General features: G+C 70.7%; 12 protein-coding genes. 5 read left to right on the top strand and 7 right to left on the bottom strand.

All coding sequences use genetic code 11. The annotated features are described in order from the left end of the window. Position 1: 1 nt before the first annotated feature. Entirely contained in the window at positions 2-1,852 is a 1,851-nt protein-coding gene (locus tag NCI01_RS21570; protein ID WP_254183554.1) for a fumarate reductase/succinate dehydrogenase flavoprotein subunit, read from the bottom strand. Positions 1,853-1,925: 73 nt separating this feature from the next. Further along, entirely contained in the window at positions 1,926-2,747 is an 822-nt protein-coding gene (sdhC, locus tag NCI01_RS21565) for a succinate dehydrogenase subunit SdhC (RefSeq protein ID WP_254183553.1), read from the bottom strand. A 154-nt stretch (positions 2,748-2,901) separates the two neighbouring features. Between sdhC and NCI01_RS21560 the strand changes: the two genes are divergently transcribed. The 3 genes from NCI01_RS21560 to NCI01_RS21550 all read left to right on the top strand — a co-directional run bounded on the left by NCI01_RS21560 (position 2,902) and on the right by NCI01_RS21550 (position 6,420). Next, positions 2,902-3,621, top strand: a complete 720-nt coding sequence (locus tag NCI01_RS21560; RefSeq protein ID WP_254183552.1) for a succinate dehydrogenase cytochrome b subunit — start codon at positions 2,902-2,904, stop codon at positions 3,619-3,621. Positions 3,622-3,727: 106 nt separating this feature from the next. Beyond that, positions 3,728-5,680, top strand: coding sequence for a fumarate reductase/succinate dehydrogenase flavoprotein subunit (locus NCI01_RS21555; RefSeq protein ID WP_254183592.1), 1,953 nt, complete (start codon positions 3,728-3,730; stop codon positions 5,678-5,680). Beyond that, entirely contained in the window at positions 5,677-6,420 is a 744-nt protein-coding gene (locus NCI01_RS21550; RefSeq protein ID WP_254183551.1) for a succinate dehydrogenase/fumarate reductase iron-sulfur subunit, read from the top strand. The genes NCI01_RS21555 and NCI01_RS21550 overlap by 4 nt, the downstream gene beginning before the upstream one ends. A gap of 170 nt (positions 6,421-6,590) precedes the next feature. On the opposite strand, the gene NCI01_RS21545 is transcribed toward NCI01_RS21550, so the two are convergent. From NCI01_RS21545 to NCI01_RS21535, 3 genes are all read right to left on the bottom strand, one after another. Beyond that, positions 6,591-7,391: a hypothetical protein gene (locus NCI01_RS21545; protein WP_254183550.1), complete on the bottom strand. Its 801-nt coding sequence runs from the start codon at positions 7,389-7,391 to the stop codon at positions 6,591-6,593. A 454-nt stretch (positions 7,392-7,845) separates the two neighbouring features. After that, positions 7,846-8,892, bottom strand: coding sequence for a YihY/virulence factor BrkB family protein (locus tag NCI01_RS21540; protein WP_254183549.1), 1,047 nt, complete (start codon positions 8,890-8,892; stop codon positions 7,846-7,848). A gap of 2 nt (positions 8,893-8,894) precedes the next feature. Then, positions 8,895-9,404, bottom strand: coding sequence for a 2'-5' RNA ligase family protein (locus NCI01_RS21535; protein ID WP_254183548.1), 510 nt, complete (start codon positions 9,402-9,404; stop codon positions 8,895-8,897). 50 nt (positions 9,405-9,454) lie between these two features. Between NCI01_RS21535 and trpS the strand changes: the two genes are divergently transcribed. Further along, positions 9,455-10,519 (top strand): tryptophan--tRNA ligase, encoded by a 1,065-nt coding sequence (gene trpS / locus NCI01_RS21530; RefSeq protein ID WP_372495237.1) that lies wholly within the window; start codon positions 9,455-9,457, stop codon positions 10,517-10,519. Between the two features lie 86 nt (positions 10,520-10,605). Beyond that, positions 10,606-11,859: a lipase family protein gene (locus NCI01_RS21525; protein ID WP_254183546.1), complete on the top strand. Its 1,254-nt coding sequence runs from the start codon at positions 10,606-10,608 to the stop codon at positions 11,857-11,859. 70 nt (positions 11,860-11,929) lie between these two features. On the opposite strand, the gene NCI01_RS21520 is transcribed toward NCI01_RS21525, so the two are convergent. After that, positions 11,930-12,088, bottom strand: a complete 159-nt coding sequence (locus NCI01_RS21520; protein ID WP_254183545.1) for a hypothetical protein — start codon at positions 12,086-12,088, stop codon at positions 11,930-11,932. 151 nt (positions 12,089-12,239) lie between these two features. Then, positions 12,240-13,487 carry an MFS transporter gene (locus NCI01_RS21515; RefSeq protein WP_254183544.1) on the bottom strand — a complete coding sequence of 416 codons (1,248 nt, stop codon included), beginning with the start codon at positions 13,485-13,487 and terminating at the stop codon, positions 12,240-12,242. Between the last annotated feature and the right edge of the window lie 191 nt (positions 13,488-13,678).

Here is a 13,678-nt window from a genome sequence, read left to right as displayed (position 1 = left end):
CTCACTTGTCCTCGAAGAGCTGCTGGAGGTCGTCGGGCATCACCGGCAGCGGCTTCTCCGCGATCTCCACCCCGGTGCCGTCGGCGTCGATCGAGAGCACGAGGTTCTTCGCGCCCCACTCAGGGTCGGGGCCGGGGAAGTCGTCGCGGGTGTGACCGCCGCGCGACTCCTGCCGGGCGAGCGCCGCCTTGGCGATGCACTCGCTGACCAGCAGCATGTTGCGGAGGTCGAGGGCGAGGTGCCAGCCGGGGTTGTACTGCCGGTGCCCCTCGACGACCATCCGGTCCGCCCGCTCCTTGAGCCGCTCGAGCTCGCCGAGCGACTCCTCGAGCTCGGGCGCAGTGCGGATGATGCCGACCAGGTCGTTCATCGACTGCTGGAGGTCGTGCTGGATCGTGTACGGGTTCTCGCCGCCCTCGACCTCGAACGGCGCGAGCGCGCTGGCCTGGGCTGCCTTGAGGTCGGCCTCGTCGACGGTCGGCCGGTCGCCGGTCGTGGCGTAGGCCGCCGCGTCCTCGCCGGCGCGCTTGCCGAACACCAGCAGGTCGGACAGCGAGTTGCCGCCGAGCCGGTTGGAGCCGTGCATGCCGCCGCTGACCTCGCCCGCGGCGTAGAGGCCCGGCACGGCCGACTGCTGGGTGTCGGGGTCGACCTCGACTCCGCCCATCACGTAGTGGCAGGTCGGGCCGATCTCCATCGGCTCGGCGGTGATGTCGACGTCGGCGAGCTCCTTGAACTGGTGGTACATCGACGGCAGCCGCTTGCGGATGTAGTCGGCGTCGCGGCGGCTGGCGATGTCGAGGAAGATGCCGCCGTGCGGTGACCCGCGCCCGGCCTTGATCTCGGAGTTGATCGCGCGGGCGACCTCGTCGCGCGGCAGCAGCTCGGGCGGGCGCCTGTTGTTCAACTTGTCGTCGTACCACCGGTCCGCCTCCTCCTCGGTGTCGGCCGTCTCGGACCGGAAGAAGTCGGGGATGTAGTCGAACATGAACCGCTTGCCCTCGGAGTTGCGCAGGATGCCGCCGTCGCCGCGCACCGACTCGGTGACCAGCAGCCCCTTCACCGACGGCGGCCAGACCATGCCCGTCGGGTGGAACTGCACGAACTCCATGTTGATCAAGGTCGCGCCGGCACGCAGGGCGAGGGCATGGCCGTCGCCGGTGTACTCCCAGGAGTTGGACGTCACCTTGTAGGACTTGCCGATGCCGCCGGTCGCGAGGATCACGCTCGGCGCCTCGAAGGTCACGAAGCGGCCGGTCTCGCGCCAGTAGCCGAACGCACCGGCGACCCGGCCGCCGTCCTTGAGCACCTCGGTGACCGTGCACTCCATGTACACGTCGATCCCGAGCTGGACGGTGCGCTGCTGCAGCGTGCGGATCAGCTCGAGGCCGGTGCGGTCGCCGACGTGGGCGAGCCGGGCGTACTTGTGGCCGCCGAAGTCGCGCTGCGAGATCAGCCCGTCCTCCGTGCGGTCGAACAGCGCTCCCCAGTCCTCGAGCTCGAGCACCCGGTCGGGCGCCTCCTGCGCGTGCAGCTGGGCCATCCGCCAGTTGTTGAGCATCTTCCCGCCGCGCATGGTGTCGCGGAAGTGGACCTTCCAGCTGTCCTCCGGCCACCGGTTGCCGAGCGCCGCCGCCGCACCGCCCTCGGCCATCACGGTGTGCGCCTTGCCGAGCAGCGACTTGCACACCACGGCCGTGCGCGCGCCCGCCTCGTGCGCGGCGATCGCGGCCCGCAGCCCGGCCCCGCCCGCGCCGATCACCACGACGTCGTACGCGTGCCGCTCCATGCCGCCACGCGCCTCCGGCGACATCTCGTTGCCCGTCATCGGATGTCTGGATTCGCTGATCATCTGAAGCCTTTCGGGGTCCCCGCGGCGTTGTCGGCGGAGGAGCGAAGCGGGGGAGATGAGAACGTCGTGGGGGTCAAAAGAACCTCACGTCCTGGATGACTCCGGTGGCGAGCAGGTAGATGTAGAAGTCGACGATGGCGACCGAGAACAGCGAGTACCACGCCCACGTGCCGTGGCTCTCGTTGAGCCGCGAGACCCAGGTCCAGAGCTTGTAGCGGACCGGGTGCTTGGAGAAGTGACGCAGCCGGCCGCCGACGATGTGGCGGCACGAGTGGCACGACAGCGTGTAGAGCCAGATGAAGACGACGTTGATGATCATCAGCAGCGTGCCCAGGCCCATGTGGACGCCGCTGGTCTCACCGTCGCCGACGGCGTACTCCGCGGGCATCGGCCGGAAGGCCAGCACGGTGTCGAACGTGAGCACCAGGCCGACCAGCACAGCGGCGTACCAGAACCACCGGTGCACGTTCTGCAGGATCAGCGGGAACCGGGTCTCACCCGAGTAGGAGCCGTGGGGCTCGGCGACGCCGCAGGCGGGCGGGCTCAGCCAGAACGCCCGGTAGTAGGCCTTGCGGTAGTAGTAGCAGGTCATCCGGAAGCCGAGCGGGAAGACGAGGATGATCAGAGCCGCGGACAGCGGCCACCAGGCGAACGGCTGGCCGAAGTCGGAGGCGCCCTCGACGCAGTCACCCAGGCAGGGCGAGTAGAACGGCGAGAGGTAGGGCGAGGCGTAGTAGTCGCGGCCCATGAATGCGCGGATCGTGGCGAAGACGACGAAGCCGGCGAAGACCACGAAGGTGGCCAGCGGCGAGAGCCACCACCGGTCCTGCCGAAGCGTCCGCGCATCGATGCGCGCGCGGCCCGCACTGGTCACCCCGTGGTCGGTCGTCGCCATGCGTCCTCCGTGAACGTCGCGGCTCCGGAACGTGCTCCCGGACAACGGTCCCGACTATGACCTGTGTCACGCCTGAGCGGAAGACAACGCGCCCAGCAAAACCTCACACGGCCTCGGCGCGTCGTGAGCGTGAACGCCGCGATACCGTGGCGGGGTGGCAACCCAACTCACTCCCCCTCGGCCGTCGTTGGTGAAGGGCGCGCGGGCCTCGCGCACCACCATCGCGCTCAAGCTGGGCATGGCCGTCAGCGGCTTCATCTTCCTCGGCTTCGTGCTCGCGCACATGTACGGCAACCTCAAGGCCTTCGCCGGTCACGACGCGTTCAACGAGTACGCCCACCACCTGCGCGAGCTCGGCGAGCCGATGCTGCCGCACGAGGGCGCGCTCTGGATCCTGCGACTGGGCCTGATCCTGTCGCTGGTGGTGCACGTCTACTGCGCCCTGGTGCTCTGGCGGCGCGCGGCTCGTGCGCGCACCACGAAGTACGTCATGAAGAAGGACACCGGCGCGACGCGGGCCAGCCTGATGATGCGCTGGGGCGGGGTGACGATCCTCGTCTTCCTCATCTGGCACCTGCTCAACTTCACCATCGGCAAGGTCAACCCGCAGGGCGGCGCGACCAACGACCCCTACAACCTGATGGTCGACACCTTCGACCTGTGGTGGATGACGCTGATCTACATCGTCGCGATGCTCGCCCTCGGCGCCCACCTGCACCACGGGATCTGGAGCGCGGCGCAGACCCTCGGCTGGACCGGCACCGCGGCCAAGCGGCAGCGCGCCAAGGTCTTCGGCTTCGTCACCGCGCTGATCGTCTCGATCGGCTTCTCCCTCGTCCCGCTCGCCGTGCTCGCGGGCATCATCACCAAGTAAGGGGTCACCGCACGTGAGCCACAGCCACGACATGGACATGCCCGACACCGTCACCTCGACGGAGGCCTCGCCCACCGGCGCGCTCGACGGCGAGTACGACGACGCGATGGGCTACTACACGCCCGGCGAGCCGCTGGTCGACACCAAGGCGCCGCAGGGCCCGATCGCCGACCGCTGGCAGAACCGGAAGTTCGAGGCCCGCCTCGTCAACCCGGCCAACCGCCGCAAGCTCTCGATCATCATCGTCGGCACCGGCCTGGCCGGCGCCTCGGCGGCGGCCACGCTCGGCGAGGCCGGCTACAACGTCAAGACGTTCTGCTACCAGGACTCCCCGCGCCGCGCGCACTCGATCGCCGCGCAGGGCGGCATCAACGCCGCGAAGAACTACAAGGAGGACGGCGACTCCGTCCACCGCCTCTTCTACGACACCGTGAAGGGCGGCGACTACCGCTCGCGGGAGTCCAACGTCTACCGCCTCGCCGAGGTCAGCACCAACATCATCGACCAGTGCGTCGCGCAGGGCGTCCCCTTCGCCCGCGAGTACGGCGGCCTGCTCGACAACCGCTCCTTCGGCGGCGTGCAGGTCTCCCGCACGTTCTACGCCCGCGGCCAGACCGGCCAGCAGCTGCTGATCGGCGCCTACCAGGCGCTCGAGCGGCAGATCTCCGCCGGCACGGTGTCGATGTTCACCCGCCACGAGATGCTCGAGCTGATCGTCGCGGACGGCAAGGCCCGCGGCATCATCGCCCGTGACATGGTCACCGGCGAGGTCCAGACCCACCTCGCCGACGTCGTCGTGCTCGCCTCCGGCGGCTACGGCAACGTGTTCTACCTGTCCACCAACGCGATGGGCTCCAACGTCACCGCCGCGTGGCGCGCGCACCGCAAGGGCGCCTACATGGCCAACCCCTGCTACACGCAGATCCACCCGACCTGCATCCCGGTCTCCGGCTCGCACCAGTCCAAGCTGACGCTGATGTCGGAGTCGCTGCGCAACGACGGCCGCATCTGGGTGCCGAAGAACCAGGCCGACTGCGACAAGGACCCGCGCGAGATCGCCGAGGAGGACCGCGACTACTACCTGGAGCGGATCTACCCCTCCTTCGGCAACCTGGTCCCCCGCGACATCGCGTCGCGGGCCGCGAAGAACGTCTGCGACGAGGGCCGCGGCGTCGGGCCCGAGGTCGACGGCGTACGACGTGGTGTCTACCTCGACTTCGCCGACGCGATCGACCGGCTCGGTCGCGACGCCGTCGCCAACAAGTACGGCAACCTCTTCGACATGTACGCCCGGATCACCGGCGAGGACCCCTACTCGGTCCCGATGCGGATCTACCCGGCCGTGCACTACGTCATGGGCGGCCTGTGGGTCGACTACGACCTCCAGTCCACGATCCCCGGTCTGTTCGTCACCGGCGAGGCCAACTTCTCCGACCACGGCGCCAACCGCCTCGGCGCCTCGGCGCTGATGCAGGGCCTGGCCGACGGCTACTTCGTCCTGCCCCACACGATCCGCGACTACCTCGCCGACGGCCCGTTCGAGCCGATCGGCGAGGACCACCCGGCCGTCGTCGAGGCCCGTACGTCGGTCACGGACCGGATCCAGCACTTCCTGTCGGTCAACGGCACCCGCAGCGTCGACTCGTACCACCGCGAGCTCGGCAACATCATGTGGGAGTACTGCGGCATGGAGCGCACGGAGACGGGCCTGAAGAAGGCGATCGACCTGATCCGTGGCCTGCGCGACGACTTCTACCGCAACGTCAAGGTGCTCGGCACCAGCGAGTCGCTCAACCAGTCGCTCGAGAAGGCCGGCCGCGTGGCCGACTTCTTCGAGCTCGGCGAGCTGATGTGCATCGACGCGCTCAACCGGCGCGAGTCCTGCGGCGGCCACTTCCGTGGCGAGTCGCAGACCGAGGACGGCGAGGCGCTGCGCCACGACGACGAGTTCGCCTACGTCGCCGCCTGGGAGTGGGCCGGCCTCGACGAGCGGCCCGTCCTGCACAAGGAAGACCTGGTCTACACGGCCATCGAGATGAAGCAGCGGAGCTACAAGTGAACCTGACCCTGAAGATCTGGCGGCAGCCCGACGCCGTCAGCGCCGGCGCGATGCACACCTACGAGTTGGCCGACGTCTCCCCCGACATGTCGTTCCTCGAGATGCTCGACGTGCTCAACGAGCAGCTCAACGACCAGGGCGAGGACCCGATCGCGTTCGACTCCGACTGCCGCGAGGGCATCTGCGGCATGTGCGGGCTGATGATCAACGGCGACGCGCACGGCCCGGAGGTCACCACGACCTGCCAGCTGCACATGCGCTCGTTCAGCGACGGCGAGACCATCACGATCGAGCCGTGGCGCTCCGACGCCTTCCCGGTCGTCAAGGACCTCGTCGTCGACCGCGGCGCCTTCGACCGCATCATCCAGGCCGGCGGCTACGTCTCGGTCAACACCGGCTCCGCCCCCGAGGCTCACTCGGTCCCCGTCCCGAAGGACGACGCCGACCGCGCCTTCAACGTCGCGACCTGCATCGGCTGCGGCGCCTGCGTCGCCGCCTGCCCCAACGGCTCCGCGTCGCTCTTCATGGGCGCGAAGGTCACCCACCTCGGCCTGCTCCCCCAGGGCCAGCCCGAGCGTGACGAGCGCGTGGTCAACATGGTCGCCCAGCACGACCACGAGGGCTTCGGCGGCTGCACCAACATCGGTGCCTGCACCGCCGCCTGCCCCAAGGAGATCCCGCTCGACGTGATCTCGCAGCTCAACAAGGACCTCCGCACCGCGATCAAGCACGGTCACTGAGCCGCACCCGCTCCACACGCAACCCCGCGAGCGGTGCGTGAGGGGGATTCACGAGTCTCGGAATCCTCTTCGTGCACCGCTCGTCGGCATTTGTTGCGTGACACGCCGACCGGCGGTGTGTGGGGGGCGTTCCGGGGTCATCGAATCCTCCTGCCGCACCGCTCGCCACCTCACGCCGTTCGGGCACGACGTACGAGCTCGCGAAGCGCCATGAACAGCGTGGGCCAGGCGCCGTCGAAGCTCGGCGGCGGTCCCTCGTACCCGCGGTCAACGAGCGCCCGGTGCACGAGGCGGACGGTCGCCTTGGGCGAACGCAGCCGCTCCTTCGTGACCTGCTCGTAGGGGACGCCGCTGCGACGGTAGGCGGCGTACCGGTCGATGTCGGCGTTGTACTGCGCCCGGTCGTCCTGATGGTGCTCGCCCTCGTACTCGACGGCGAGCCCGTGGCCGGCGAACCACAGGTCAGGCGTGACTGCGGCGCCGTCTGAGAGCTCAATCACCTGATTGACCGCAGGCACCGGCAGCTCGGCGAACAGGACGTACGCGAACAGCTCGGACTCGGGAAGGGACCGGCAGTCCCCCTCGAGGAACGGCAGGACGTACGACGCCTCAGCCGCACCCCGGCGCCACGGCTCCTCAGCCAGCATGCGCTCGAGGAGCCGTCGGTCCATGGCCGTCTTGTTCAGCAGCACCGACCCCGCCTTGATCGCATCGATCAAGCGCGCCTCGGCGCAGAACGCGATGAAGGCGGCCTCGGCGCTGACGCCGTCCTCATCGTGCGGCGGCATCTTCACCGTTCGGTGCAGGAAGACACCGTCGAGCGTCAGGTGCAGGTCGCCCGCGACGACGAAGTGGAGCGGGGAGGGCGGGCCCACCTTCAACCCGAGCTGACGCAGCCGGGTCGCGCCCGTCGTACGAGCCGACGGCGGCAGCGCCAGCCGGGCCGCCTCGACATGGTCCGACCAGGTCATGGGGTGGTCGCGGTGGACGTACACGCCTTGGTGGAGCCGTCGAAACTGCACGCCCTCGAGAACGTCACGAGTCACTCCCATCTCGAGAGCCTGGTCGCGCGGGATCGGACCGGTGCACAGGTGCTGCGGCACACGCTTCATGGCGCCAAGTGAGCCCGCAGACGTCGTGAGGCTCGACCGATCTCCGCAAGCCCTGTGGACGATCAGGCCGACTGACCCGTTGTGGACGATGAGCGGCCCGCGAGCGCCACCCCGCGCCGCCCGCGGTGGGCGGTGTGTCATGAGGATTGCGCCACCTTCGAGTGCCCCTCAGGCACCGCTCACAAGCGAACACCCCCGTGACGCACGGTCGGCGGTGCTACAGGGGGGGGGTTCTCGCGCGCCACAATCCCCCTCACTCACCGCTCGGGGGCCGCGGGGAGAACGGCGGGGACGGGGCGGGCGGGCGCGGAGGTCAGCGGCGGCGGCGGAGGAGGGCGACGAGCCCGAGCATCGAGACGGCGCCGGCGGCGAAGGCGGCTTGAGGCGCCGCGGCCGGGGCGGCAGGGCGTACGGCGGGCGCTGCCGCGGCGAGGTCGATCCGGGGACCCTCGGGCATCTGGTCGGCGACCCGGTGGGCGTCGCGGAGCGCGCGGGCCTCGCGCGAGGTGTGCGCCCACGCGGCGGCGAGGACGACGACGCGGGAGAAGTAGTTGATCCAGACCAGCAGGATCAGCGCGATCCCGAAGGCCTGGAAGGCCTCGGAGTTGGCCGTCGCCCGGAGCAGGTAGGTGGACAGCTGCTTGAGGACCTCGAAGAGGATCGCCCCGACCAGGGCGCCGGACCACAGCGACCGGCTGGGGGTGTCGGGCCGGGCGAGCAGGCGGAAGAAGGCGAAGAAGAGCAGCGTGTTGGCCGCCAGGCCCAGCACCAGCGCCAGCACCCAGAAGAAGTCCTCCGCGACGACGCCGAGGCCGAGCGCGTCCATGATCGGCGTGAGCAGCCTGGTCGCGACGCCGGACACCGCCACGCTCGTGACGAGGATCGAGCCGAGCGCCAGGAGCGCCAGCACGTCGCGCACCTTGCCGACGACGAAGTTGGGCTTCTCGCGCTCCGGCTCCTCGAAGATCGCCATCAGGGCGGTGCGCATGCCGGACAGCCACCCCAGGCCGGAGTAGAGGGTGAGCAGGATGCCGATGCTGAAGATCCCCGGGGCCGCGGCCTGCAGGGTGTCGAGCGGCACCCCGCTGTCGCCGCCGACCAGGCCGGGGAGGACGGAGTTGGCGGCGTCGACGAGCGTGTCCTGCGCGTCCTCGTAGACCTTGGTCACCTGGCCGAAGATGGCGAACGCGAGCGCGAGGATCGGGAAGAACGAGAGGAACGCGAAGTAGGTCACCGCGGCGGCGAGGGCGCTGCCGTTGACCTGCCCGTAGTGCTCGACGGCGCGCACGAGGTGGTCGACCAGTGGGCGGTGCCCCCGCAGGTCGGCGACACGCTGCTTGACGGAGTCGAGGACGGGCACGGCTACCCCAGCTCGTAGTGGTCGGTGACCTGCCAGCCGGCGTCGGCGTCGTGGACGTAGAGGCTGAACGCGTCGACGCCGAAGCGGCACTCGAAGTCGGCGAGCTCCGCGAAGGCCCGGTCCAGCGCCTGGTCGTCGAGGTGGTGGGCGATGGTGACGTGCGGGTGGTACGGGAAGCGCAGGTCGACCTCGAGCGGTCCCTGACGTACGGCGCCGGCGAGCACCTCGCAGCCCGAGATCCCCTCGGCCAGGGTGACGAACACGACCGGCGAGACCGGACGGAACGTGCCGGTGCCCCGCAGGTGGATGTCGAACGGCGAGACGGTGGCCGCGGCCTTGGTGAGGTGCGAGGTCACGGCCCCGAGCTCGGGGTCGGGCACCTCGGTCGGCGGGACCAGCGTGATGTGCGTGGGGATCTGCGTCGCCGTCGTGTCGCCGACGCTGGTCCGGTAGTCCTGGAGCTCGGTCGCCCAGGGCTCGGGGATCGCGATCGCTACTCCGATGGTGGGCACCTCCGAACCCTACAGAACCCGATCGCGGCGCCGATCGGCCCCGTGAAAGGATCGGCCGCGTGAGTGACACCTTCCGCGCCGCACAGGCTCGCAGCGACGCCATCGAGGAGCAGATGGCGAAGGACCCCGCCTCGCTGCGCATGCTGACCGGGGACCGTCCCACCGGGGCGTTGCACATCGGCCACTACTTCGGCTCGATCCGCAACCGCCTCCGTCTCCAGGACAGCGGCGCCGAGATCTGGCAGCTGATCGCGGACTACCAGGTCATCACCGACCGCGAGGTCGCCGGCGACATCGCCGGCAACGTGCGCAACCTGCTCGTCGACAACATCGCCGCCGGCCTCGACCCCGAGAAGGCGACGATCTTCACGCACTCGTCGGTGCCGGCGCTCAACCAGCTGATGCTGCCCTTCCTCAGCCTGGTCAGCGTCGCCGAGCTGCAGCGCAACCCCACCGTCAAGGACGAGGCCAAGTCGGCCGGCATCACCTCGATCGGCGGGCTGCTGCTCACCTATCCGGTGCACCAGGCGGCGGACATCCTGTTCTGCAAGGCCAACGTGGTGCCGGTCGGCCGCGACCAGCTCCCCCACCTCGAGCAGACCCGCGTGGTCGCGCGCCGCTTCAACGACCGCTACGCCCCGGTGTTCCCCGAGCCCGGCGCGCTCCTGTCGGAGGCACCGCTGATCCTCGGGACCGACGGCACCAAGATGAGCAAGTCGAAGGGCAACGTCGTCGAGCTGCGGATGAGCGCCGACGAGACCGCCAAGAAGCTCAAAGGCGCCAAGACCGACAGCGACCGGGTCATCACCTACGACCCCGACGGCCGTCCCGAGGTGGCCAACCTGCTGACGCTCATCGGCCTGTGCGAGGGCGTCGACCCGGCAGCGGTCGCCGAGGAGATCGGCGACGGCGGCGGCGGGGCGCTCAAGGGCCGCCTGACCGACGCCATCAACACCGAGCTCGCCCCGCTGCGGGCCCGCCGGGCCGAGCTCGAGGCGGACCCGGGCTACTTGGACGAGGTGCTCAAGCGCGGCAACGCCCGCGCCAACGAGGTCGCCGAGGCGACGCTCGACGAGGTGCGCCGGGCGATGGGCATGGTCTACGGCTGGGCGTGACCGGCGTCACACTGTCGCGTGACGTGACTCACCAGTAGGTTCCCCTCATCGGCCGGTCCGGGTCCGGCCCTCGGGAGGGAACCGCCATGCACACCGCACCCCTGCGTCGCGTGACAGCGACGCTCACGGCCCTGCTCACCACCACGGTCGCGGCCGCCGCCGCGACCCTCGCCCTGGCCACGACGCCGGCGCGCGCTGCGGTCGACGAGCCGCCACGGCCGGCGTTCTACGAGGCACCGGCCGTCCTGCCCAGCGGCAACGGCGTCGTGATCCGCAGCGAGCCGATGACCTTCCTGCTCGACCCGCTCGACGCGACCAGCCTGGTTCGCAACGCCCAGAGGGTCCTCTACACGACCACCAACCGTCGCGGCACGGCCATCGCCGCGTCCGGCACCGTCCTTGTGCCCCGCTCGCCGTGGATCGGCACCGGCTCGCGCCCGGTCATCGGCTACGCCCCCGGCACCCAGGGCATGGCCGACCGCTGCGCGCCGTCGCGCCAGTTCTCCGAGGGCATCGAGTACGAGGGCGTCGGCATCGAGGGCCTGCTGCTGCGCGGCTACGCCGTCGCGATGCCCGACTACGAGGGACTCGGCACGGCCGGCATCCACACCTACATGGACCGCGTCTCGCAGGGCCGCGCCACGCTCGACGTCGTACGCGCCGCGCAGCGGTTGTCGGGCACCGGGCTCACCACCACCAGCCCGGTCGGCCTCATGGGCTACTCCCAAGGTGGCGGCGCAGCCGCGTCGGCCGTCGAGCTGGCTCCGACCTACGCCCCCGACCTCAGGGTCCGCGGCGCGGTGGTCGGCGCGGTGCCGGCCGACCTGGCCAAGGTGGCCACGAACCTCGACGGCGGGCTCTTCTCGGCGTTCGCGTTCTTCGCGCTGCGCGGGCTGGCTGCCAGCCACGACGTCGACCTGACGCCGTACCTCAACGCCGCCGGCCGCGCGGCGATGGACGGCGTCGAGCAGGACTGCGTCTTCGACCTGCTCGACAACGCGTTCGTCCGGTCCTCCACCCTGAGCGCCGACGGGCGGCCGATGTCGGAGCTGATGACGCGCGAGCCGTTCGCCGCGATCATCGCCTCGCAGCGCATCGGCACGATCCGGCCCCGGGTGCCGGTGCTGGTGACCCACTCCGCGCTCGACGACACCATCCCGTACGGCGTCGGGCGGGCGATGGCGCGGTCCTGGTGCGCGGCGGGCGCCAACGTCCGCTTCTCGACCAACGTCGCGCCGCTCCACGTCGGCGGCATGGCACCGCACCTGGCCGAGGCGCTGCCGTTCTTCGAGGCGCGCTTCGCCGGGCTGCCGCAGGTCGGCAACTGCTGGGCGCTTTAGGTCGAGCGCTCCAGGCCCGCGTGCTGCTGGCCACCGGCCCCGCCCGAGCGGGGCCGCGCGCCCGGGCGGCTCAGACGGCCCAGCCGACGTTCTCGGCGACCAGGTCGGCCGCGGGGTAGATCCCCCGCAGCTCCTCGCGTCGCCGGAGCAGGTCGACCACCGCCCCCATGTTGCGGTCGGCCAGCTGGCGACGGCGCTCCACCGCGCGTGCGATCTTGTCCTCGTCCATGACGTCCCCCTCCGGAAGATGTGGGGCGGACCGCCCGCCCCTCGTGGATTGGATCGTTACAAGTCCGCGCTACACAAGAGTTCCGCCCGTGTTAACAGCACGCAACATCAACGGAAAAAGCGTGCACGTTCCGGGCGCGAGGCAGGGCAGGTCAGGCGCGTACGGCGTCGCGCCCACGCACGTGGAGGGCCGCCGACAGCAGCAGGATGGCCACCCCGGCGATGGAGAGGCCGAGCCCGACGAGGGCGGGGGCACGGAGCCCCCAGCCAGCCGCGATGACCAGGCCGCCCAGCCAGGCGCCGAGCGCGTTGGCGATGTTGAGCGAGGCGTGGTTCATCGCGGCGCCGAGGGTCTGGGCGTCGCCGGCCACGTCCATCAGCCGCAGCTGGAGGTTGACGACCAGCACCGAGCCGAGGGTGGTGATGAGGAAGACGACCGGCAGGGCGGCCCAGCCGTGCGGCGCGGCGAGCCAGAAGGCGAGCATCGTGAAGGCCATGCCGACCCCGCCGATGATGAGCGAGCGGAAGATCGACCAGTCCGCCATGATCCCCGCCAGCCACGTGCCGGCCACCATGCCGAGGCCGAAGGAGAGCAGGAAGACCGCGACCGAGCGCTCGCCCAGGCCGGCGACGTCGGTGACGACGGGGGCGATGTAGGAGTAGACGGCGAACATGCCGCCGAAGCCGACGGCGCCCGCCAGCAGGGTCAACCACACCTGCGGGACCGTGAAGGCGGAGAGCTCGCGCCGTCCGCTCGCGCCGGCGTCGCCGGGCACCGACGGCACGAACCACACCACGAGGGCGAGGGTCACCACGGCCAGGCCGCCTGCGGCCCAGAAAGCCGCGCGCCAGCCGAGCTCCTGTCCGAGCACGGTCGCTGCCGGTACGCCGATCACGTTGGCCACCGACAGGCCGAGCATCACCAGCGACACCGCACGGCCCTTGCGGGACGGGCGGGCGAGGCTCGCCGCCACCAGCGAGGCGACACCGAAGTAGGCGCCGTGGGGAAGGCCGGCGGCGAAGCGGGCGACCATCAGCTGCTCGTAGGACGTCGCGAGGGCGCTCAGGCCGTTGCCGACGGCGAAGGCCGCCATCAGGGCCACCAGGAGCGCGCGTCGCGGCAGGCGCGCGCCGAGGAACGCCAGCACCGGAGCGCCCACGACCACCCCGACGGCGTAGGCCGAGATGACGTGCCCGCCGGTCGGGATCGAGACGTCGACGCCCGCGGCGATCTGGGGCAGCAGCCCCATCGTGACGAACTCGGTGGTGCCGATGGCGAAGCCGCCCATCGCGAGCGCGAGGACCGCGAGGCCGAAGTGGCGGGCGGTCACGGACGGGACGTCGAGGTCGTCCGACGAGGGGTCGGCGGGCAGGGCGGAGGTCTCGGCAGTCGTCGTCATCACCTGGCGCAAGACCGGGCGGAGCGGGTTTTGTTCCCCCGCGTCGGCGCGTCCGGCCCTTTGGTGGCCGGGATCACTCGGCGGCCACCGGCACGCGGCCGGCCCAGACCGCCCCGAGGGGCGCCCGGACCGAGGAGAGCAGGGGCGCGCGTGGCGGGCCCCTGCTCCCCCGTGGTCATCGTGGGTCGTGC

This window comes from Nocardioides pinisoli, from assembly GCF_024199985.1.
GTDB classification, from domain to species: domain Bacteria; phylum Actinomycetota; class Actinomycetes; order Propionibacteriales; family Nocardioidaceae; genus Nocardioides; species Nocardioides pinisoli.
Note: the sequence above shows the minus strand (reverse complement) of the source record. Positions and strands in the feature narration are given on the sequence as shown.